The organism is Ochrobactrum sp. 19YEA23, assembly GCF_029909865.1.
Classification (GTDB): Bacteria; Pseudomonadota; Alphaproteobacteria; order Rhizobiales; family Rhizobiaceae; genus Brucella; species Brucella gambitense.
The window spans coordinates 351103-373850 of sequence record NZ_JASAMQ010000001.1 but is presented as its reverse complement, the minus strand read 5'-3'; the positions used below and the strand labels follow the sequence as shown (position 1 = coordinate 373850).

Genomic DNA, 22748 nt, shown 5'->3' with positions numbered 1-22748 from the left:
GAAACGGAGAGACTGGATGAAAGCGTTTTGGGCGGGTGCATTTGCGGTTGCCATGCTTGCAAGCACAATATCGTCAGGCCACGCGGCCGATGCGGAACCCAAATGGCGCGCCTCTTCCAGCCTGCTCGGCGAGCCCAAATATCCGGCTGACTTCAAGCATTATGACTATGTGAACCCCGATGCGCCGAAGGGCGGCACGCTCAATCAGGTGTCGGTCGGCACCTTCGACAGCCTCAATCCGTTTGTCGTGCAGGGCGTTCCCGCCGCAGGCCTGTCCGACTTCGGCGGCGGCATGCTCTACGATACGCTGATGACGGATTCGCTGGATCAGGGATCGACCCAATATCCGCTTATTGCCGAAGCCCTGCAGTATCCCGACGATTATTCCTGGGTGAAGTTCAAGCTCAATCCAAACGCTAAATGGCATGACGGCCAGCCAATCACCGTTGAAGACGTGATCTGGTCCTTCAATGTGCTGAAGAAGCAGTCGCCCATGTACAACAAATATTATGGCGACGTGGAAAGCGCGGAAAAGACCGGCGACCATGAGGTGAAGTTCAACTTCAGCCAAAAGGGCAATCGCGAACTGCCGCAGATCATGGGCCAGCTTGCCGTGCTGCCGCAGCATTGGTGGGAAGGCAAGGACGCGCAAGGAAAACAGCGCGACATCACCCGCCCCACGCTGGAAATTCCGCTCGGTTCGTCCGCCTACAAGATCGACAGTATTTCGCCGGGACGATCCATCACCTGGGCGCGCGTCGACGATTACTGGGGCAAAGACGTTGCCGTGAATGTCGGCCGCAACAATTTTGACCGTGTCGTTTACGAATATTACTTCAATGAGGACGCGACCTGGGAAGCCTTCAAGAAGGGCGGCCAGTACGATTATCGCAACGAAAACCGCGCTCAGCGCTGGGCGGAGCAGTATAATTTCCCCGCTGTTCAGCGCGGCGACGTTATCAAAAAGTCCTTCCCGTATAACGCCGTCGGTCGCATGCAAGGCTATTTCCTGAATATGCGCCGCGACAAGTTCAAGGATCCGAAAGTCCGCGAAGCTTTGACCTATGCGTTCGACTTCGAATCCATGAACCGTCTGCTGTTCTTCAATCAGTATAGCCGCATCAACAGCTATTTCGCTGGCAACGAATTGCAGCTGAGCGGGCCTCCGACCCCGGCGGAACAAGCCATTCTTGAAACGGTGAAGGATTCTCTGCCCGCAGATGCCCTGACCAAGGAATTCAAGCTGCCTGTTTACGATACACCGCAGGCGACCCGCGATAATCTGCGCACGGCTTTGAAGCTGTTTTCGGAAGCGGGATGGACATTGCAGGGTAACAAGCTGGTCGATGCAAAGGGTAATCCGTTCACCATCGAATTTCTGGGCAAGGACCCGACGGACGAACGCATCTACAACCCATTCGCGGCGAGCCTGCGCAAGATCGGGATCAATGCGACGGTGCGCATTGTCGATACCGCGCAATATCAGGCGCGCGTCAATGATTTCGACTATGACATCATCACCTCGGTCATCGCGCAGAGCGGCTCGCCAGGCAATGAACAGCGCGATATGTGGGGCTCCAAGGCCGCCGATTTCAAAGGCAGCCGCAATTATGCCGGCATCAAAAGCGAGGCAATCGACAAGCTGATCGACCGCGTGGTCTATGCCAAGGATCGCGATGAACTCGTGGCCGCCAGCCATGCGCTCGACCGGGCGCTTTTGTGGAACTATTACGTTATTCCGCAATGGTATTCCGACCACCTTAATGTGGCCTATTGGAACAAGTTCGGCATGCCGGAAAAACAGCCGGACTATATGGGCATCGATCCATTCTCATGGTGGATTGATCCTGCGAAAGAAGCCAAGCTGAAGACCGGCGGCGAATAAGAGGCGCGAAGAATGACGATGCTTCGCATGAACCGCCGCCATTTTCTGGGGGCCTCGGGCAGCGCCGCAATTGTGGCCTGCCTGCCGGGCCAGAGCGTTGTAGCGACCGCCTTTGCGGAAGTGCCGACCGGCAAAGCCCTGCACGGCCTGTCGGCCTTTGGTGAACTGAAATATGGCGGCGATTTCACCCATTTCGACTATACCAATCCGGACGCGCCCAAAGGCGGTACATTCAGGTTCGCCCCGGCAAGCTGGACCTGGAATCAGAACACGCTGACCTTCAACACGCTCAGCACCTTTACCTTCAAAGGCGATGCGCCCCCGCGCATGGAACTGACCTATGACAGCCTGATGGTCCCGGCTCTCGATGAGCCGGATTCCGTCTACGGGCTGATCGCTGAAAGCGTCACGCTGTCGAAAGACCGTCAGTCCTGCACCTTCAAGCTGCGCAAGGAAGCGCGCTTTCACGACGGTTCTCCCATCACGGCAAAGGACGTGCTGTTCACCTATACGGTGCTGAAGGAAAAGGGTCATCCGATCATACGCCAGTCGCTCGCCGGGCTGGAAAAGGTGGAGCTGACCGGAAAGAACGATATTCGCCTACGCTTTGCGGCGGATCGCGGTCCCAATGCCATTCTCGATGCGGTGGTGCTACCGATCCTGTCGGAGAACTGGTTCAAGGACCGCAATTTTGAGGCGACGACCATGGAGCCGATACTCGGTTCCGGCGCTTACAAGGTCGGCAATTTCTCCGCCGGTCAATTCATCGAATATGATCGCGTCGAGGATTATTGGGCCAGGGATCTACCCGTCCGGCGCGGCTCTGGTCATTTCGACCGCATCCACATCGAGTTCTTCCGCGACCGCCAGCCGGAATTCGAGGCCTTCAAGAAAGGCGATATCGATTTCCGTTCGGAAAGCGTGTCGAAGAACTGGGCGACAGGATACGACTTCCCGGCCATTCAGCAGAAGAAAGTCATCAAGCGGACCTTCCCGAAAGAGAAGAGCCCGCTCATGCAAGCCTGGGCGCTGAACCAGCGGCGCGAGCGTTTTCGCGACCCCCGCGTGCGGGAGGCGATCAGTCTCTGTTTCGATTTTGAATGGACCAACGAGACCTTCTTTTTCAATACCTATGAGCGTTCGCAATCAAGCTTCAACGGGTCGGAGTTTCAGGCCAAGGGCCTGCCCTCCCCGGATGAGCTGAAAGTGCTGGAGCGCTATCGGGGCAAGCTTCCCGATACAGTTTTCGGCGAGGCCGTCACCATGCCGGTTTCGGATGGAACGGGCCGCGACCGTGCGCAGTTCGGTCGCGCCATCAAGCTGATGGAAGAAGCCGGTTTCGAGCGGCGCAACGGCCAGTTCCACGATAAGGACGGTTCAAAATTCGGGCTCGAAATCCTCAGCGATTCTGAAGCTTTCACCCGCGTCTACAATCCGTTCATCCAGAAACTACGGGCCATCGGCGTTGATGCAACCTTGCGGCTGGTGGATGCGAGCCAATATCAGGCGCGCTTGCAGGATTTCCAGTTCGACATGGTTGGCCTTGCCATGCAGTTCGGCGCAACCCCGACCAGCGAATCGCTTGCCAGCATGTTCGGTTCACAAGCAGCCAAAACGCCGGGAAGCTATAATCTGCCCGGCACGGCTGACCCGGTGATCGACGCCCTGATCAACGATGCCGGAAAGGTTTCGACCCGGGACGATCTTGTCGCTACGATCAGAGTGCTGGATCGGTACTTGCGTATCCGGCGCGACTGGATTCCAAATTGGACAACAGCGAATCATCTCGTCGCCTATTGGGACCGGTTCGGTTTCAAGGAACCGAAGCCCGATTATGGCTTTCCGGTCGAGACGCTGTGGTGGATAGAAGAAGAAAAGGCAAAAGCTGTTGGTAAGCCATAAGAGAAACCCGGATCTAACGAGAGAGCCAAGCTGATGGGCGCTTATATCCTCCGCCGCTTGATCTTAATGATCCCGACCATCTTCGGCATCATGGCTATTTCCTTCGCCGTTGTTCAGTTCGCCCCCGGCGGTCCGGTTGAGCGCGTGATCGCGCAGCTTTCCGGTCAGGGCGGCGATGCGCTGGATCGCCTTTCCGGCGGTGGCGGCGACTTCGGCCAGAGCGCTGTCGATAGCGGCTCGGTCAACTCGAAATACCGCGGTGCACAGGGACTGGACCCGCAATTCATCGCCGATCTGGAAAAGCAGTTCGGCTTCGACAAGCCGCCGCTGGAGCGTTTCGGCCAGATGCTGTGGAACTATCTGCGCTTCGATTTCGGGCGCAGCTATTTCCGCGATATCAGCGTGATCGATCTCATCAAGGAAAAGATGCCGGTTTCGATCTCGCTCGGCCTGTGGCTGACGTTTCTGTCCTACATGATCTCGATCCCGCTTGGCATTCGCAAGGCGATCAAGGAAGGCACGCGCTTCGACACTTGGACCAGCGCCGTCATCATTGTCGGTTACGCTATCCCAAGCTTCCTGTTTGCCATCCTGCTGATCGTGCTTTTCGCGGGCGGATCGTTCTTCGACTGGTTTCCGCTACGTGGCCTCACCTCGCCTGATTTCGCGCAGATGTCATTCTGGGGCAAAATCGGCGACTATCTCTGGCACATGGTTCTGCCGGTTACGGCGCTGGTGCTTTCAGCCTTCGCCACCACGACGCTTCTGACGAAAAACTCGTTTCTCGAAGAAATCCGCAAACAATATGTGACGACGGCGCGCGCCAAAGGCCTTACCGAGAATCAGGTGCTTTATCGCCATGTTTTCCGCAACGCCATGCTGATCGTCATCGCCGGTTTTCCGGGCGCTTTCATCTCGGCTTTCTTCACCGGCTCGCTTTTGATTGAAACAATCTTCTCGCTCGACGGTCTTGGCCTGCTCGGCTACCAGTCGGTCATCAACCGCGATTATCCGGTTGTGTTCGCCAATCTCTTCATCTTCTCGCTGATCGGCCTGCTTGTCGGGCTTCTGTCCGATCTGACCTATACGTGGATCGATCCGCGCATTGATTTCGACCGGAGGGACGTGTGATGACAGACGCCGCCCTCACCCCCGCCGCCAAGCCAGTGAAACGCCCTTGGCTGTCGCCGCTGAACCGCCGCCGCTGGCAGAATTTCAAGGCCAACAAGCGTGGTTACTGGTCGCTGTGGGTTTTCCTGTTTCTGCTCATTGCAGCGCTTGGCTCCGAATTTATCGCCAATGATCGCCCCATTCTCGTTTCCTACAAAGGCGAGTTGCTGACGCCGGTCTTTGTCGATTATCCGGAAGAGAAATTCGGCGGCTTCTATGCCGTGACCGATTATCGCGATCCGGTGATACAGGAAGAAATCGCCAATAATGGCTGGGCGATCTGGCCGCCCATTCGCTATTCCTACAACACCGTGAATAACGAAATCCCGGAGGCCGCGCCTTCAAAGCCCTTCTGGCTCTTTTCCGCCGAGGAGCGCTGCCAGCGCTATGCGCAAGGTGTCAGCGATCCCAATTGCCGTTTTGGCAACTTCAACCTGCTTGGCACTGACGATCAGGCGCGAGATGTTTTTGCGCGCGCGCTTTACGGCTTCCGCATTTCGGTGCTGTTCGGCCTGATCCTCACCTTCTTCTCAGCCATCATCGGCGTGACGGCAGGCGCGGTTCAGGGCTATTTCGGCGGCTGGGTCGATCTGATCTTCCAGCGCGTCATCGAAATCTGGTCGTCGATCCCCGTGCTTTATCTGTTGCTGATCATAGCGGCGATCCTGCCGCCGGGCTTCTGGGTGCTGCTCGGCATCATGCTTCTCTTCTCATGGGTGGCATTCGTCGGCGTTGTGCGCGCTGAATTTCTGCGCGCCCGCAACTTCGAATATGTGAATGCGGCGCGCGCGCTCGGCGTGAAGAACGGCACCATCATGTGGCGTCACCTTCTGCCCAATGCCATGGTGGCTACTCTGACCTTCCTGCCGTTCATCCTGAATGGATCGATCACCACGCTCACCTCGCTCGACTTCCTCGGCTTCGGCCTGCCACCCGGCTCCGCCTCGCTCGGCGAACTTCTGGCGCAGGGCAAGAACAACCTTCAGGCACCGTGGCTCGGCATTACCGGCTTCGTGGTCATCTCGGTCATGCTGTCCCTCCTGATCTTCATCGGCGAGGCGACACGCGACGCATTCGATCCGCGAAAGGCATTTCAATGAGTGGGTCAATGAGCGGATCCCTGTCCGAATCAGGCAACAAAACCCTGCTGTCCGTCCGCGACTTGTCAGTGGCCTTCCGCCAGAATGGCGAAGAGCGCATTTCCGTCGACCGCGTGTCCTTCGACATTGCCGAAGGCGAGACCGTGGCTCTGGTCGGCGAATCCGGCTCGGGCAAGTCCGTTTCCGCCTTGTCTGTGTTGAAGCTTCTCCCCTATCCGGCGGCAAGCCACCCTTCCGGTGAAATCCTTTTCAACGGCAAGGACTTGATGAAGGCCTCCGAACCGGAATTGCGGCGCGTGCGCGGCAATGACATCGCCATGATCTTTCAGGAGCCGATGACCTCGCTCAATCCGCTGCACAGCGTCGAGCGGCAGGTCGGCGAAATCCTGCGTGTGCATCAGGGCATGGGCGACGCCCAGGCGCGGGCGCGCACGCTGGAGCTTCTGAACGAGGTTGGCATTCGCGAGCCGGAAAAGCGCCTGTCGGCCTTTCCGCATCAGCTTTCGGGCGGGCAACGCCAGCGTGTGATGATCGCCATGGCGCTGGCCAACAAGCCGAAACTGCTGATTGCGGACGAACCGACCACGGCGCTCGACGTGACGGTACAGGCGCAGATTTTGAAGCTGCTTGCCGAGTTGAAGGCCGCTCAGGGCATGTCCATGCTGTTCATCACCCACGATCTCGGCATCGTGCGAAAGATCGCTGACAAGGTTTGCGTGATGAGCAAGGGCAAGATCGTCGAAGCTGGACCGACCAGGGAAATCTTCGACAATCCGCAGCATCCCTATACCAAGCATCTGCTTGCTGCCGAACCGAAGGGCGAGCCGCCCGCTGCCGACCCGGCAGCAAAAACGGTGATGGAAGGCAAGGATATCCGCGTCTGGTTCCCGATCAAGAAGGGCTTCATGCGCAAGACCGTCGACCATGTGAAGGCGGTGGACGGGATTGATGTCAATCTGCGTGCCGGTCAGACGCTCGGTGTCGTCGGCGAATCGGGGTCCGGCAAGACCACGCTTGGCCTTGCCCTTTCGCGGATGATTTCATCCAAGGGCGATATTCGCTTTGAAGGGCGCGATATCGCGAAATTCAGCTTCAAGGATATGCGCCCGCTGCGCCGTGAAATGCAGATCGTGTTCCAGGACCCGTTCGGCTCACTTTCTCCGCGCATGACCATTGCAGATATCATTGCCGAAGGTTTGCTGGTGCATGAGCCGAAGCTCTCGGCCGACGACCGCGATGCGCGCGTCGTGGCGGCGCTTCAGGAAGTGAACCTCGATCCCGAAACCCGCTTCCGCTATCCACATGAGTTTTCCGGCGGCCAGCGCCAGCGCATTGCCATTGCGCGCGCCATGGTGTTGAACCCGCGCTTCGTCATGCTGGATGAGCCAACCTCGGCACTCGATATGAGCGTGCAGGCGCAAGTGGTCGATCTTTTGCGTGGATTGCAGAAGAAGCATGATCTCGCTTATCTTTTCATTAGCCACGATCTCAAAGTGGTGCGGGCACTGGCCAATGATGTGCTGGTGATGCGCAACGGCAAGGCGGTTGAATATGGTACGGCGAAGGATGTCTTCGCTAATCCCAAGACCGACTATACCAAGGCGTTGATGGCGGCGGCCTTCCATATGGAGGCTACCGAGGGAGGAGTGAGGCAATGACCACGAACAACGACAAAGGCAATATTCTTCTGGCGATCACCGATTGGGACCCGGAAATCTGGCTGAAGACATTCAAGGACAATGCGCCGGATCGCCCCGTGGTGACCGAGCGCGCCGAGAATGATCCTTCCGTCAAATACGCTCTCGTATGGAAGCAGAAGCCAGGCTCGCTCGCCAATCTGCCCAATCTGAAAGTCATCTTCTCGCTTGGCGCTGGTGTGGACCACGTGTTCCGCGATGACCGCATCCCCGATGTACCGCTGGTGCGCATCATCTCCGACGATCTGACCATGCGCATGACCGAATATGTGGTCTGGCAGGTGCTGGATCATCACCGTCTGGGATCGCGCTATCGCAAGCAGCAGCAGAACCATGTCTGGCATGAAGATCGCCGCCAGCCTGCCGCCCATGAGGTGACGGTGGGCATTATGGGGCTCGGCGTTCTGGGCCGCGATGCGGCTGAAAAGCTGAAAGCGCTGGGTTTCAACGTGACCGGCTGGAGCCGCCGCCAGCAGGAAATCGCTGGCGTGAAAACCTATCACGGCCGCGATGGCTTTGGCGCGTTCCTCAAGACCGCCGATATTTTCGTCTGCCTGCTGCCGCTGACGCCGGACACCAAGGGCATCCTGTCCATGTCGATGTTCGCGCAACTGAAAAGTGACGGGCCATTCGGCGCGCCGGTGCTGATCAATGCCGGTCGCGGCGGCTTGCAGAACGAGGCTGATATTCTAGCGGCGCTCGACCGTGGGCTGCTTTCGGCAGCATCGCTCGACGTGTTCAATCAGGAACCGTTGCCGACCACCAGCGCGCTCTGGGACCATCCGAGAGTGACGATCACGCCGCATGCAGCGGCAAGCTCGTCAGCAACGGCGCTGGTACCGCAGATCATCCGGCAGATTGAAGCCTTCGAGCGCAATGGCACGCTGGAGCACATCGTCGACCGCAATACGCAATATTGACGTTTCGGCCTAGAGGATCGGCAGCGACACGCTGCCGGTCGTCTCCTATCCCAGCACGATCTCCTTGCGCATGGTGATGGAGGTCGTTCGCGTATAGCCGGGATGCGCCGTTTCCGCGATCTTGCAATAACCGAGCTTTTCAAACACCGCCCGATTGCGCGTCAGTTCGATACGCACCTGCAATTCAATCGCCAGCTTGCCCTTCGCGATAGTTTCAGCCTCCGCACGCTGCATCAGGGCGCGAGCGATTCCCCGCCCCTCAAAGGCGGGCGCAACGGCAAGCTTGCCGAGATAGAAGCTGTCACTTCTTTCCTTGATGAAAACACAGCCCGCCAGTTCCTCGCCAATCAGGGCTGCAAAGCCGGTCTCTTCCCCGGCCTTTTGTTTCAGTCCTTCCGCAGTCAAAAGATGCGCAGAAGATGGCGGATCGATCACGCCGTCCATATAGGCAAAGCTGTCGCGGATGAGTTTCAGAAGTTCGTCCCAGCGGGCGAAATCCTGATTGATCGGCGCAACGCGGAGCGCAGTCATTTGGGCGTACGCGCGTTGTAACGAATGGTCTCGAAGCGGACATTCAGCGCGTTATAGAGCAACAGGCGACCAACCAGCGGTTCGCCAATACTGGTGACGAGCTTGATCACCTCCATCGCCTGCAAGCTGCCGATCACGCCCGGTAGCACGCCCAGCACACCCGCTTCGGCGCAGGTGGGGACAGTTCCCGGCGGCGGCGCTTCCGGGAAGAGATCGCGATAGGAGGGATTTGGTGTTCCCTCTGGTCCGGTCAGATAGGGCATCAGCACTGTCACCGTGCCATCAAAACGGCCCATCGCGCCGGTCACCAGCGGTCGCCCGACCTTGGCCGCCGTATCCGCCAGCACATAGCGCGTTGTGAAGTTGTCGGAGCCATCGACAATCACATCGTAATCGGTAATCAGCGCTTCGGCATTGTCCGCGTTGAGGCGCAGGGCATGGCCTTCGACCGTCACATGCGGATTGATGCGAGCAATGGCGTTTCGCGCGCTCTCGACCTTTTCCTGACCAACGCTTTCCGTGTCGTGGATGACCTGTCGCTGGAGATTGGACAGCGAAACCGTATCGTCGTCGACGATGCCAAGCGTCCCGATGCCCGCAGCCGCCAGATATTGCAGCACGGGCGCTCCGAGACCACCCGCACCAACAACCAATATACGCGCTGCCTTCAGCTTCTGCTGGCCCGGCCCGCCAACTTCCGGCAGCACAATATGGCGCGCATAGCGTTCAAGTTCTTCGGACGAAAATGGTCTGGATGGTGCATTCATGATGGCCAACATATGCCTCCGCGATGATGCTGTCAGCGGATAATTTAGCTCTTGGTGAGAACGCCGCCTGCAACACTGAAAAACTGCGCATCGCCGCCAAGCGTATCGAACAGCCCCCTGTCCGTACCAGTCATGAAGGCCTGCCCGCCGAGATCGTCGAGAATGCCGAACAAGGCAGCACGACGGCCCGAATCGAGATGCGCGGCGATTTCGTCCAGTAGGAGAATCGGCGCCATGCCGGACAATTCGCCCGTCAGGCGCGCATGGGCCAGGATAAGACCTATGAGCAGCGCCTTCTGCTCGCCGGTCGAGCAAAGGGCGGCTGGCATGGCTTTAGGCCTATGCTGCACGATGAGATCCGTACGGTGCGGCCCATCCAGCGTGCGGCCTGCCGCGCGATCCCGGATGCGCCCGTCGCGCAGGGTGCGGCGGAAATCTTCTTCCAGATCGAGCGCCGCTTCGAGACCGATCCGCTGTTCCAGCGAGCCTTCCAGAAAACAATCCGCCTTCGGGAAAGGACCTTCTGCTGGCAACCGTTCGATCATGGCCGCGATCAGCCGCATGGCTTCCGCCCGCGCTGCGGCAATGGCCGTACCAAGCTCTGCCATCTGGCTCTCGATGGCATCAAGCCAGCGGTCGTCATTATTGCCTTCGCTGAGCAGCCGGTTACGACTGCGCATGGCCTTTTCATAATCAAGCACACGCTTGCCGTGTCCGGTATCGATGGCGAGGACCATACGGTCGAGAAAACGCCTCCGGTCCGACGCCCCGCCGGTAAAAAGCCCGTCCATGGAGGGAACGACCCAGAGAATGCGGGCATAATCGAGAAGCTCGTCGCCAGAGGCTGCAACGCCGTTGATGCGAACCTTGCGCCCGCCTTCTCCGCCGCCCGCCGTTCCCGTGCCGATTTCGGCTTCGCCGTAGATCATGCAATCCAGCGCTGCGTGGATTGCAAAGCCGTCATGCGCGACCGTTCGCGCTACATCGTCATAGGACGCGCGTCGAAGGCCGCGCCCAGGCGACAGAAAGGAAAGTGCTTCGATGAGGTTGGTCTTGCCCGACCCGTTCTCGCCTGTCAGCACCACATGGCCGGGGCCAAGCGGCAGCGAGAGTTCCGCATAATTGCGGAAATCAGTCAATTTAAGCCGCCGGACCGAAACCCGGTCGGGGCGGCTCACTATATCGTCTTTTATATCCACAATCGGGTTCTTTGAGAGGCCTCTTCCAGCGAGATGCCGGGGCTGTCGAGATTTTGGCTATGGCGTGCCGAAAATGGTGGGATTTGAGAACCGGAGCGCAGCGTACATACTGTACGTGAGCACCGGAAGCGAAAAATCACGCCATTTGCAGGCCGCCAGAGTCGAAATATCCCAGCCCTAGACGCGCATGGGCATCAGGACATACAGCACATCTTCGTCGCCGGTGTCGCGCACCAGTGTCGGCGAACCGGCATCGGCCAGCATGAAGACAGCATCCGAACCTGAAAGCTGGCTGGTGATGTCGAGCAGATATTTGGAGTTGAAGCCGATATCCAGCGGATCGGAATCATAATCCGCTGCCAGCTCGTCCGTGGCGCTGCCCGAATCGGGATTGTTGACCGTCAGCGTCAGCTGGCCATCGGCGATGGAAAGTTTGACCGCACGGCCACGCTCGCTCGAAATGGTTGAAACGCGGTCCACCGACGCGGCGAATTCCTGACGCCCGATGGTGAGTTTCTTGTCATTGCCGGATGGAATGACACGCTGGTAATCCGGGAAGGTGCCGTCGATGAGCTTGGAGGTGAGCACCACCGAACCGACCGTGAAGCGGATCTTGGCATCCGATAGTTCCACCGTTGCCATCACATCAGGCGTATCGACCAGCTTTTGCAGTTCGGCAACCGTCTTGCGCGGAATGATAATGCCCGGCATGCCTTCCGTACCGGACGGCGCTTCCAGTTCGGCGCGGGCCAGACGGTGACCGTCGGTCGCCACAGCGCGCAGCTTCAAAGCGCCGTCGCTTTCAATGGCATGGAAGTAGATGCCGTTCAGATAATAGCGGGTTTCTTCCGTCGAGATCGCAAACTGGGTGCGGTCGATGAGGCGCTTCAGCGCCTGCGCTTCGATGCGGAAGGAATGGGTGAAGGACCCGGCCGTCAGCTCCGGGAAGTCCGACTGCGGCAGGCACTGGAGACGGAAGGACGACTTGCCGGAAATAACCGACATGGAGCCGCCATCGGGATTGGTGGACAGCATGACTTCCGCGCCATCGGGCAGCTTGCGCACGATATCGTAGAGCAGATGCGCCGGGACCGTCGTCGCGCCCGCCTGCTCGACCATGGCGGCCGTTGCTTCATTCACTTCGAGGTCGAGGTCGGTCGCCTTGAGGGCAAGGCTTGCGCCTTCGGCCTGCAAAAGCACGTTCGACAGAATCGGAATCGTGTTGCGACGCTCCACGACGCGGTGGACGTGGTTGAGAGATTTGAGAAGGTTCGATCGCTCTAGGGTAACACGCATGTTCAAACGCACTCGCTCGCTAGGACAAGGCGCTTGCATCTGACGGGCAGCGGCCCTCGTCGGTAAGGCGCCAAAGACGCCAGAAAGGTCCGTTAAAGTGGCAGATTTTTAAGGAGAAAAGCAAGCCCGCGCCGTGTCGTAATGCGACAGGGCCCGGGCTTTTTGTTGATAACCGCTCTTGATAGCGGGGAAGCTTCGTTATCAGGCAGCCTGATCGTTGATAAGACGCTTCAGAAGCTCCAGTTCCTGTGCCAGCTTGGTGTCGGCGCCCACCAGATCTTCGATCTTGCGCACGGCATGCAGCACGGTCGTGTGATCACGTCCGCCGAAGCGACGGCCAATTTCCGGCAGCGAACGCGGCGTCATCATCTTGGCGAGATACATCGCCACCTGACGCGGCTTCACGATGGTGCGGGTACGACGATTCGAGAGCAGATCCTGCTTCGAAACATTGTAATGGCGCGCCACGATACGCTGGATTTCCTCGATACGGATACGCTTCGGCTCGCCTGCACGGGTCAGATGGCCGAGCAGCTCGTCCACGCGGTCAATCGACAGATTCGGCTCGAAGGACTGGCGGAACAGAAGCTGGTTGAAAGCGCCTTCCAGCTCACGGCCCGATCCGGTGACGGTGCGGGCGACATGCGAGAGAATCTCGTCGCCAATGTTGAGGCTCGGATCTTCAACCTGTGCCGTGTTCAGACGACGGCGCAGCATTTCAACGCGCATGTCGTAATCCGGCGCAGCCACTTCGAGTGCAACACCGCCCTGAAGACGCGAACGGACGCGGACGTCGAGCGATTCCAGTTCCGACGGCGCACGATCAGCGGCAACAACGACCTGCTTGGCGCTGTCGAGCAGCGTGTTCAGCAGATGGCAGAATTCGTGCTGAATGGACTTGCCCTGCAGGAACTGCATGTCATCGATGACCAGAAGGTCGATGTCGCGCAGCTGTTCCTTGAAGGAAAGCGCATTGTTGTCACGGATAGCGGTCGCAAAGCGCCACATGAAATATTCAGCGGTCAGATAAACGACGCGGGCCTTTTCCTGACGCTGCAGCGCTGCGGCTGCAATGGCCTGAAGAAGATGCGTCTTGCCGAGGCCGACCGATGCATGAATGAAAAGCGGGTTGAAACGCACGGCGCTGGAACCGGCTTCAGCGATGGTGCGGGCTGCGGCAAGCGCCACACGATTCGATGCGCCGTCGACGAAACTGTCGAACGTATAGCGCGGATCAAGCGGCGAACCGAGAACCGAGCCCGAAGCGGCAGCCGATTCTGCGACCACGGCGGAGCCGCGCTTGTCGCCGATATGCTGCCCGGCAAAGGACTGGCCGACCGGGAACATCATCTTTTCGCGTGGAGCCACGACAGGCTTGGCTTCAGCCGATTCCGTCGTTTCTGCGGGCGCTGCGCTGCGAACCACACGGTTCATGCCGCGCACCACGACTTCGACCTTCAGGATCTGGGCGTTTTCTTCCTGCCAGAGTTCGGTCAGGAGTTCGGAATAATGATTGTTGATCCAGGAGCGCAGGAAAGCGGTCGGAACCGACAGACGCACAATGCTCTTGGAAATATCGTCAAGTTTCAACCGGCCGAACCAGCTCGAATAGATTTCGCTGCCCACACGGGCTTTCAGCTTTGCCGTAAGGCGCTCGAAAGCCTCTTCGCTGACTGCAGCGTCCATGTTCGTCAGGCTCTTGTCATTTCCGGTAGCAGAAGATCCATGGATACGGTTCGCATGTGCATCATCACCCATCGTTGCCGTCGCCTTGCCGCTCGTCATTGCCATCGTCTCGCCTGCCTTCACATTCGTACGCGCCATTTTCCAGCGCTTGTCATTTTTTCCAGCTCGTCGTTCCGGATCTGTCGTCCTTCAACGCCGGCGGTACTCACTTATACACTCAGGCCCGCAACATTCGGGCCAAACACAAACTCAATCGGACCCGACAGGTCCCGAACCGAAATACTCCTTTCCGGTTACCCGCGAACGACTCATACAACTGTTCACCGAAGGCTGATTGCCCGGAACCCCTTCCACGACAACCACTCAATTGCCCGCCATCTGTCCAAAACGACTTTCCGGTTAATGGCCAGTTAATGGCCCGGTCATTGAATGATAAGCAATCACCCGAAAGAAAGAGGACCTTTGAGACCAGAAAATAGCGCCCGCGGATTCAACATCCACGCTGACATTCGACAGCAATTAGCGCTAACTCCGGGCCGGTGGCCCACCCCTCTTGATGACCTGACTTTAGCGAAGGGCCGCCGTAAAGAGCAAGCCTAGGATTGCCAGTTTTTTTTCATGAAACCCCTTGCATAGGGTGGTGCAACAGACAGGGAATCGGACGCCAGCGAATTAACGCCTTTGGATTCAATGTGTTTTCTACGTGGTCAAATTAGATGGTCCTGATCTGTTCCGCCTGAAAAATAAATTTTAAAAATCTGCTTGACTCAAACGGCCTTCCGAGTCCCATCGGACCCCTGTGGATAACTCCGTCAAAAGTTACGCAAATGATTGAAATTACAGTCGAAAATTACCCAGCCATTACTTTCTGAAACCTCGTAAACTTGCCTCTTCACATTGAAAAATATGCGAAAAAAATTGCGACCTTACGTTGAGCGGAACCGGCCTGAACGCCGAAAAAAAGAAAACCCGGCTAACAATGAGCCGGGTTTCAGAACTTGCTTATAAAAATAGGCAATAATTAGGCGTTGAGAGCCTTCACGCGCTTGGCAAGGCGAGACACCTTACGAGCAGCAGTGTTCTTGTGCATCACGCCCTTGGTAACGGAGCGCATCAGTTCAGGCTCAGCAGCCTTGAATGCGACTTCCGCAGCCTGCTTGTCGCCGCTCAGAAGAGCGTCTTCCAGCTTGCGCATGAACGTACGAACGCGCGAGCGGCGCGACTTGTTGATTTCGGTGCGGGCAGCGATCTTGCGCACTGCCTTCTTGGCCGAAGGAGTATTGGCCATAAATGCCTCTCTTTTTCTGTCAGCTAGCCAGGGGCTTAAACCGCCGGGCACAAAACCTCTAGGGCAGCCGAAATCCCTTGAAATCCCGGGTGGCCGCCGATCCGTGGCGGGCTTATAGATCAGCTTTGCCCTCACGTCAACGAGGATTCTGCCGCGACTATCAATCAAAAAGCCGGTTTTGCGCCTGCGCGCGGGCCTTTCAGCCCTCCAAACCAGCCTTCATCCAGCCCTCATGTCGCATCGGGCAGCGGCAACCGCCGCCCGAAACGCTGTCCGTCTTATCGATTCTTGAAGGATGGCGTGCGCTTGTCGACGAATGCCGCCATGCCTTCCTTCTGGTCTTCCGTTGCAAAAAGCGAATGGAACAGGCGACGCTCATAGCGCAGTCCTTCGCTCAAGGTCATTTCGTAGGTGCGGTTTACCGCTTCCTTGGCCATCAGCACCGAAGGACGCGAGAAGGACGCGATGCGCTCTGCAGCCTTCAGGGCTTCTTCCAGCAGGACTTCCGGCTCCACGACACGCGAAACGAGACCAGAGCGCTCGGCTTCCGCTGCATCCATCATGCGTCCGGTCAGGCACATATCCATAGCCTTGGACTTGCCGACGAAACGGGTCAGGCGCTGCGAGCCGCCCATGCCCGGAATGACGCCGAGCGTAATTTCCGGCTGGCCGAACTTGGCGTTACTGCCCGCAATGATGAAATCGCACATCATGGCAAGCTCACATCCGCCTCCCAGCGCATAGCCCGACACAGCAGCAATGATCGGCTTGCGCGTGCGATCCACCTTCTGCCAGTCGGCGAACATATCCTGCAGATAGGCGTCGACGAAATCGATCGACTGCATTTCCTTGATGTCGGCGCCCGCAGCAAAAGCCTTTTCCGAACCTGTCAGCACCACGGCGCCAATCTTGTCATCAGCATCGAAGATCGCGAGCGCATCCGTCAGATCATTGAGCACACCGCTATTGAGCGCATTGAGCGCCTGCGGGCGATTGAGACGGATAAGTCCGACATTGCCGCGCGTCTCGACGATGATCGTTTCATAAGCCATGGAATTCTGCTCCTCCTTCATCAGGCATCGCCATCGGGTTCAGGCCCATATAAGGCCGAGACCATGACAGCTTCAATTTCCGGGCGGCAAGGTGGACCGGCCATCCCCGTTTGGCAAGGTCCTATGTCTGGCAGGAGGCACAGAAAAAAGTCGAACGTCCTGCCTGTACTGCACGCTCCACCACGCCATTGCAGGCCGGGTTACGGCACGGCTCCCCTTCCCGGCCATAGACCGAGAAGGAATGCTGGAAATAGCCAAGCGCTCCGTCAGCCTGAATGTAATCGCGCAGGCTCGATCCGCCCGCCGCAATGGCCTCGGCAATCACCGTGCGAATATCGCTGGCCAGGCGTTCCATAAGCGCCATATCACCCGCCACGGCGCCTGCTGCTCGCATGGGCGACAGGCCGGAACGCCACAGGGCCTCGCAGACATAGATATTGCCGAGACCGGCGATCAGCCGTTGATCGAGAAGCGCTGCCTTGAGCGGCGTGCGCCGCCCCTCAAACAACTCCGCCAGTATCGCCCCCGACAGGAGATTGCCAGTCGGCTCGATACCGAGGTTGCTCAAAAACGGATGCGTATCAAGCGCGCCTTTTTCAGCAAACAGCATGAAGCCGAAACGGCGCGGATCATTATAGATGATGCGCGCGCCCGAACCGCCGTGGCGTGACAGATGAAACACCACATGGTCATGAGCGCTGTTCTTCGATCGCTCGTGATGGAACTGACCGGGCGTGTCTGCGCCATCATCGGCCTCGATGCGAAACGAACCGGACATGCCGAGGTGGCTGATGATGGAAAGACCGTCATCGAGATGAAGCGTCAGATATTTCGCGCGGCGACCGAGCGCCTCGATCCGATGCCCGGTCAGGCGCTCGACAAAATGGTCTGGAAAGGGAAAGCGCAGATCGGGTCTGTTCTGATCGACACGTTCGATGGTTGCCCCTTCCATGAAGGGTTGCAAGCCGCGACGAACGGTTTCTACCTCTGGCAATTCTGGCATTGAAAGCAAATCCTGAAGGGGCCGGTCTGGCCTTTATCCTTATATGTTGGGTTTTGCCCTTATTGCCAAGGGGGAGACGTGAAAGAGGGTGTCAGCACCCGTTGCAGGGGATACTGTTGGTATAGCGTGGGGAGAGGTAATAGGTCTCGCTCATGGGAATGCTGGTCGATATCCACGAGTTCAGCGGCTTATAATCAAGCTGCACATCAACCTTGATAAAATAGGCGTCGGTCGCGATAAGCGCCGCAGGAAGGTCCCCCTTGCTCCCAGCCACAGCGGCGAAGTTGGCGACATTCGCGCGCGACCAGTCCACCGTCACGGTATAGGTGCTCGACGACTGTGCCTTGGTGACTTTCAGCGCCGTTATCCTGATCTTTGGGTTCGTCCGGCGATAAGGCAGCAGCGATGTGTTGCCGATGGCAAACATATCGTCGATATCGGCAGCCGAAACCGATATCTGGCGCGTGACCAGATCGGCGAGGCTGCTTGCAGATCGCGAAATCTTCTTGTTGACGTCGAGACCATCCGCAAGATCGGTGGACCCCAGATAAATCAGGAGCAAGACAGGAGCGATCAGCGCGAACTCAACTGCACTGACCCCGCGCCTGTCACGCAGAAATTGTCTCAACAACCGGAATGATGCTGTTCGCATGGCGATATGGGTCCAGTCCGGGCCGCAACCCGATATTCGTCGTCAATTGGGAAAGGGCTCGTTCTGCCATGTCAGCGTGGAAAACAACGGCATGGTGCCGCGCTTCGCATCAGCACTGTCAGTCAGATAGAGAATGTTGGTCAGAACCGGCCAGCGATAGAGCACGTTAAGCTGGTTGATAGTCGAGGTGCCGTTAGTGCCGCTGATGCCGGTGCGCGCAAGATCGCCATTGGCGGTCAGAATGCCGGTGGTCGGCACCGTGGAAAAACCGGAATAGGTGCCAAGATTGAATGTCAGGCCCTCGCAGCCGGTCTTCACCATGAACTGGATCTGATCGCACAACATGGTCTGGATCTTGGTCTGCGTAAGATCGCTTCCCCTGACCTGTCCGGTCTGGATCTGGCGCGCGACGTTTTGCGTCGCGTTCCACAACACCTGTCGGGCCGTGAAATTCATGCCTGTTTCGATGGTCGAAAAGACGATGATGAGGAACGGGATGAAGAGAAGCGTGAACTCGATTGCGGTTGCGCCTTCACGCGCCCGACCAAACAGCCGCAAGCGTCGCAAGGCAGCGCGTAGCCACGTTCGTTCTTCTCCGCGCCTATCCTGACGGGAATCCTTGAATGTCATGCCCCACCCAAAACCTGCCGGTTTAAAACATGGCGCATGAATACATCAGGACAACCTGAAAGAGTATTAACGGCAAATGCGGGATTTTAGCGAGGTCTCTTATTTATCGTCGCCGATCTTGGTCGAAGCCTTTTCGCAATAGGGCGTGCAGGACAATGTCTGAACCTCGGCCCGACGATAGACGCGCGTTGTACCCCGGCCATTGCTGGAGACGACGAGTTCCCGGTCGATGATCGGCTCGCCCTGCTTGTCCATGACAACGATGTTGGTCACGCCAAAATCCTTGCCGGTCAATACGATGGTCTGGGAATCCTGAACAACCGCATCCGCGATGGCTGGATTGCCGATCACCACCGTGTCGGCGGGGCGGGCCAGACGAAGGATACGCGCCCGACTTGTTTCCAGCTTGATATATTCTTCCGCATGCGCGGTCTGAATTCCGGCTGAAGACAGCACTATCGCTGCCAGGACAAATGCCTTCCGCAACTTTTCCGAAGAGAAAAACCGACGCACCACTCTACGACCCCCGTAATATGCCTAGCAAATAATGAAGAGGATTGGTGAAAGAACCATTAAGTCACCGGAAGGATTGATGCGCTCTGGGCGTCAGAGATGTTAATTACAAAACAACACTTCATTAACCCTGATTGTTAAGGGGCCTACAATGCCTGCCGATTATGCTTCAGCCATCCGAATTTGATGACGGCCATTCCAGGGGCAGCCGTCTTCGGAGAGGCGAAGGAGCGTGCAATGCCGACATTGATGACGCGTTTTTTGAAGAACCGGGCCGGTTCCACAGCGATTGAATATGCGCTGATCGGCACGCTGGTTTCTATCGCGATTATCAGTGGTGTAGCGCTCATGGCCGGTAGTGTCGGCAAAAAATTCGACTCCGTTGCCACAAGCGTCCAGAACGCGACGAACGGTCAATAATCGGCAACGAAACTCTATCGGGGGGGGCTTTGATGCTCATAGCGGCGCTGATGACGGCGATTTTCGTGGCGGCGATGGTCACGGCCATGATCACCGATCTGCTGTCGATGACCATTCGCAACCGGGTTTCAATTGGCCTCGCCGCAGGTTTCCTCATTCTCGCACCGTTTTCCGGTCTTTCGCTTGCTGATTATGGCTGGCATGCGTTGGCTGGCGCGCTGATGCTCGGCATCACTTTCCTGCTTTTCTGCCTGCGGACAATGGGCGGCGGCGATGCAAAAATGATTGCCGCTACGACACTGTGGTTCGGCATCAATCCGGGCCCTGCGGATTACATCCTCAAGTTCTCCATCCTTGGCGGCGTTCTCACGCTTCTCATTATTCTTTACCGGCTGATGCCGCGCCCGGTCTATGCGGATCGCTATGTCTTTCTGGAACGCTTGTCGCGCAAGGATGTCGGGATTCCCTACGGTATCGCTTTGGGCGCCGCCGGTCTGTGGAGTTATCCGCTTTCGCCTGTTGGCCAGTCAATGAAGTCGTTTTTCATCGCCTTAGCATAATTCCTGGCACTAAATTGCCCGGTAGAACTTATATTTCTTGATACGAATAAGATTATATTAACCATAATTACACGATTGCCGGTGCAATTTTGGAACACGTCGTTCGGACGTGGGGACTTGCACGGGGCACATCATGAAATCAGCTCGTCTGCTCATTCTGGGAGTAGCCGTTATCGCTGCTGGCGGTGCGGGCTATATCGCCATGAATCTGGCGGCTCCGCCGCCGGCACCCGTCGTGGTTGCACCAGAGACCCCACAAATCCAGTTGGAAGAAGTGCTTGTCGCCACAGAAAATCTCGGCGTCGGTGCGGAACTGACCTCGCAGATGCGCTGGCAATCATGGCCGAAGGAAGCGATATCCGACGGCTACATCACCCGTACCAGTGAACCGGATGCCATCAACCAGTTGAATGGTGCAACCGTCAGGCTGCAACTTTTCCCCGGTGAACCCATTCGCAAGGTGAAGCTGATCGGACCGGGACAAAGCTTCCTGTCCTCGATCCTGCCGCCCGGCATGCGTGCGGTTGCAACCCAGATCAATGCCGAAAGCTCGGCTGGCGGCTTTATCCTGCCCAATGATTTTGTCGACGTCATCATGACGCGGCGCAAGCCGGACAATGCGGGCAGCACGTCCATTGCGCCTTTCACGACCGAGACCGTGCTGCAAAATGTGCGTGTGCTCGCCATCGACCAGACGATTCAGGAAGACGAACAAGGCCGCAAGGTCATGGTCGGCCAGACGGCGACACTGGAACTGACGCCCAATCAGGCGGAAATCATCACCGTCGCCCAGCAGATGGCGGATCGGCTGACACTGGCGCTGCGATCCATGCACGACGCCGAAGACAAGGACATCAAGCAAGCCGACTATCTGGTTTCCTCGCCGACGCACAGCGGAACGGTCAAGGTCATCAAGTCCGGCAGCATTATAGAAGTAGGACCGCGCTCATGAGACAGGGAAAACGCGTGCGCCCGTATTGGACCAAATCCGCTCTCGTTGCCGCAAGCCTGACGCTCGCAGCGCAGCCCTTCTTCGAAGCGCCTGCCATGGCGGCTGGCGGCATCGTCAAGGTCGGCACGCAGGGCCGCGCCCAGCAGATCAGTCTCGGCCTCAACAAATCGATTATTCTGGATCTGCCGCAGGACGCCTATGACGTCCTCGTTTCCAATCCATCGGTCGCGGATGCTGTCACTCGTACATCGCGTCGCATCTATTTGTTCGGCAAGCAGGTCGGACAGACAAATATCTTCGTATTCGGCGCGAATGGCGAACAGATCGCTTCCATCGATATCTCAATCGAGCGCGATGTGAGCAGTCTCTCGGCACAATTGAAACGTCTCATTCCGGGCTCGGATATTCGGGTCGAACTGATCAACGACAACGTCGTTCTGACCGGTTCGGTACAGACACCGCAGGATTCGGCACAGGCCGCAAAGCTTGCAGGTCTTTTCGTGACCGGCGGTGAAGCAACGACCGGCCAGTACACATCCACCGCTTCGGCTCCGACCGATGGCGGCGGCGTTGCAATCGACAATCCCGACAGAGGTCGTCGCACCAGTGCGATCGTCAACATGCTGACCATTGTCGGTGAAGATCAGGTAACGCTCAAAGTGACCGTTGCCGAAGTCAGCCGCAACGTCATGAAGCAGCTCGGCGTTAATATGACCGGCAGCGGGACCAGCAATGGCATCTCTTATGGCGGCATTTCAGAAAGCCTGCCCGGAGCCATTGGCGATACCCTGTCAAATACGGGCTTTGGACTGGCGACCAGCAATTTCTCTGCCTATCTGCGCGCGATGGAAACAGCAGGCGTCATGAAGACGCTGGCCGAACCAACGCTGACTGCGATTTCCGGCGAAAAAGCTGCATTCAATGTGGGTGGCGAATTTAATGTCATCAACAGTGTGACCTATGATGACGACGGCAAGCGCACCAACCAGCTGGCCAAGATCAACTATGGCATCGGACTGGAGTTCATGCCGGTGGTGCTCGGCCCCGGTCGCATCAGCCTGAAGATCAGAACATCGGTTTCCGAACCCACAACGGAAGGTTCCTCGTCGGCCAACCAGGCAGACGGCCTCGGCGCGAGCATTCTGTCGCTGCGCAAACGCGTGGCGGACACCACGGTAGAGCTGCCATCGGGCGGTTCGATGATGATCGGCGGCCTTATCCGCGATGAAGTACGCCAGTCGGTTTCCGGCTTTCCGGGGCTCACCAAGATTCCCGTGCTTGGCGCGCTGTTCCGCAGCAAGGACTTCATCCGCAACGAATCGGAACTGGTCGTCATCGTGACACCCTATCTGGCTCGCCCGGTTGCGCGGCAGGCGCTTGCGCGTCCCGACGACAATCTCAATCCGGCCAGCGATGGCGCAGGTTACATTCTCGGCAAGGTCAACCGCGTTTACGGAACGATGGAGACCAAGCTGCCGCCCGGCCGTTACAACGGTGTTGTCGGGTATATCTACAAATGAGCGGG

The 22748-nt window shown here is 57.7% G+C and carries 21 protein-coding genes; 10 read left to right on the top strand and 11 right to left on the bottom strand.

Annotated elements, in window-relative coordinates:
* Positions 1 to 16: 16 nt before the first annotated feature.
* From QBD01_RS01710 to QBD01_RS01685, 6 genes are read left to right on the top strand one after another with little or no spacing between them, the layout of a single operon-like run.
* Positions 17 to 1885, top strand: coding sequence for an extracellular solute-binding protein (locus tag QBD01_RS01710; RefSeq protein ID WP_280991363.1), 1869 nt, complete (start codon positions 17 to 19; stop codon positions 1883 to 1885).
* Positions 1886 to 1897: 12 nt separating this feature from the next.
* Positions 1898 to 3787 carry an extracellular solute-binding protein gene (locus QBD01_RS01705; RefSeq protein WP_280991362.1) on the top strand — a complete coding sequence of 630 codons (1890 nt, stop codon included), beginning with the start codon at positions 1898 to 1900 and terminating at the stop codon, positions 3785 to 3787.
* A gap of 33 nt (positions 3788 to 3820) precedes the next feature.
* On the top strand, positions 3821 to 4918 hold the full coding sequence (locus tag QBD01_RS01700) for a microcin C ABC transporter permease YejB (protein ID WP_078337766.1): 1098 nt from the start codon (positions 3821 to 3823) through the stop codon (positions 4916 to 4918).
* Positions 4918 to 6057, top strand: a complete 1140-nt coding sequence (locus tag QBD01_RS01695) for an ABC transporter permease (protein WP_280991361.1) — start codon at positions 4918 to 4920, stop codon at positions 6055 to 6057. The genes QBD01_RS01700 and QBD01_RS01695 overlap by 1 nt, the downstream gene beginning before the upstream one ends.
* The gene (locus QBD01_RS01690; RefSeq protein ID WP_280991360.1) at positions 6054 to 7715 is read left to right on the top strand and encodes an ABC transporter ATP-binding protein; all 1662 of its coding nucleotides are present in this window, start codon (positions 6054 to 6056) and stop codon (positions 7713 to 7715) included. Before QBD01_RS01695 ends, QBD01_RS01690 begins: the two co-directional genes overlap by 4 nt.
* Positions 7712 to 8674 carry a glyoxylate/hydroxypyruvate reductase A gene (locus QBD01_RS01685; protein WP_280991359.1) on the top strand — a complete coding sequence of 321 codons (963 nt, stop codon included), beginning with the start codon at positions 7712 to 7714 and terminating at the stop codon, positions 8672 to 8674. Before QBD01_RS01690 ends, QBD01_RS01685 begins: the two co-directional genes overlap by 4 nt.
* Positions 8675 to 8719: 45 nt before the next feature.
* Here QBD01_RS01685 and QBD01_RS01680 read toward each other — a convergent pair whose 3' ends face one another.
* From QBD01_RS01680 to QBD01_RS01630, 11 genes are all read right to left on the bottom strand, one after another.
* Positions 8720 to 9205, bottom strand: a complete 486-nt coding sequence (locus QBD01_RS01680) for a GNAT family N-acetyltransferase (protein WP_280991358.1) — start codon at positions 9203 to 9205, stop codon at positions 8720 to 8722.
* On the bottom strand, positions 9202 to 9984 hold the full coding sequence (locus tag QBD01_RS01675; RefSeq protein ID WP_280991357.1) for a molybdopterin-synthase adenylyltransferase MoeB: 783 nt from the start codon (positions 9982 to 9984) through the stop codon (positions 9202 to 9204). Before QBD01_RS01675 ends, QBD01_RS01680 begins: the two co-directional genes overlap by 4 nt.
* Before the next feature lie 32 nt (positions 9985 to 10016).
* On the bottom strand, positions 10017 to 11171 hold the full coding sequence (recF, locus tag QBD01_RS01670; protein WP_280991356.1) for a DNA replication/repair protein RecF: 1155 nt from the start codon (positions 11169 to 11171) through the stop codon (positions 10017 to 10019).
* Positions 11172 to 11348: 177 nt separating this feature from the next.
* Positions 11349 to 12467, bottom strand: a complete 1119-nt coding sequence (gene dnaN, locus QBD01_RS01665) for a DNA polymerase III subunit beta (protein ID WP_280991355.1) — start codon at positions 12465 to 12467, stop codon at positions 11349 to 11351.
* 201 nt (positions 12468 to 12668) lie between these two features.
* Positions 12669 to 14291 carry a chromosomal replication initiator protein DnaA gene (dnaA, locus tag QBD01_RS01660; RefSeq protein ID WP_280991354.1) on the bottom strand — a complete coding sequence of 541 codons (1623 nt, stop codon included), beginning with the start codon at positions 14289 to 14291 and terminating at the stop codon, positions 12669 to 12671.
* 883 nt (positions 14292 to 15174) lie between these two features.
* Complete coding sequence (gene rpsT, locus QBD01_RS01655; RefSeq protein WP_182519062.1) at positions 15175 to 15441, bottom strand: 30S ribosomal protein S20; 267 nt, start codon at positions 15439 to 15441, stop codon at positions 15175 to 15177.
* A 278-nt stretch (positions 15442 to 15719) separates the two neighbouring features.
* The gene (locus QBD01_RS01650; RefSeq protein ID WP_182519061.1) at positions 15720 to 16493 is read right to left on the bottom strand and encodes an enoyl-CoA hydratase; all 774 of its coding nucleotides are present in this window, start codon (positions 16491 to 16493) and stop codon (positions 15720 to 15722) included.
* A 121-nt stretch (positions 16494 to 16614) separates the two neighbouring features.
* Positions 16615 to 17496 (bottom strand): bifunctional DNA-formamidopyrimidine glycosylase/DNA-(apurinic or apyrimidinic site) lyase, encoded by an 882-nt coding sequence (gene mutM / locus QBD01_RS01645; protein ID WP_280991353.1) that lies wholly within the window; start codon positions 17494 to 17496, stop codon positions 16615 to 16617.
* 91 nt (positions 17497 to 17587) lie between these two features.
* Positions 17588 to 18148: a pilus assembly protein gene (locus tag QBD01_RS01640; RefSeq protein ID WP_280991352.1), complete on the bottom strand. Its 561-nt coding sequence runs from the start codon at positions 18146 to 18148 to the stop codon at positions 17588 to 17590.
* Positions 18149 to 18190: 42 nt separating this feature from the next.
* Complete coding sequence (locus QBD01_RS01635) at positions 18191 to 18778, bottom strand: pilus assembly protein (RefSeq protein ID WP_280991351.1); 588 nt, start codon at positions 18776 to 18778, stop codon at positions 18191 to 18193.
* A gap of 99 nt (positions 18779 to 18877) precedes the next feature.
* Positions 18878 to 19234: a pilus assembly protein N-terminal domain-containing protein gene (locus QBD01_RS01630; RefSeq protein ID WP_280991350.1), complete on the bottom strand. Its 357-nt coding sequence runs from the start codon at positions 19232 to 19234 to the stop codon at positions 18878 to 18880.
* 294 nt (positions 19235 to 19528) lie between these two features.
* Here QBD01_RS01630 and QBD01_RS01625 point away from each other — a divergent pair, with 294 nt between their 5' ends.
* The 4 genes from QBD01_RS01625 to QBD01_RS01610 all read left to right on the top strand — a co-directional run bounded on the left by QBD01_RS01625 (position 19529) and on the right by QBD01_RS01610 (position 22743).
* On the top strand, positions 19529 to 19711 hold the full coding sequence (locus QBD01_RS01625) for a Flp family type IVb pilin (protein ID WP_182519057.1): 183 nt from the start codon (positions 19529 to 19531) through the stop codon (positions 19709 to 19711).
* Between the two features lie 32 nt (positions 19712 to 19743).
* On the top strand, positions 19744 to 20271 hold the full coding sequence (locus tag QBD01_RS01620) for a prepilin peptidase (protein WP_280991349.1): 528 nt from the start codon (positions 19744 to 19746) through the stop codon (positions 20269 to 20271).
* A gap of 133 nt (positions 20272 to 20404) precedes the next feature.
* Entirely contained in the window at positions 20405 to 21223 is an 819-nt protein-coding gene (cpaB, locus tag QBD01_RS01615; RefSeq protein ID WP_280991348.1) for a Flp pilus assembly protein CpaB, read from the top strand.
* The gene (locus QBD01_RS01610; RefSeq protein ID WP_280991347.1) at positions 21220 to 22743 is read left to right on the top strand and encodes a type II and III secretion system protein family protein; all 1524 of its coding nucleotides are present in this window, start codon (positions 21220 to 21222) and stop codon (positions 22741 to 22743) included. Before cpaB ends, QBD01_RS01610 begins: the two co-directional genes overlap by 4 nt.
* Positions 22744 to 22748 lie beyond the last annotated feature (5 nt).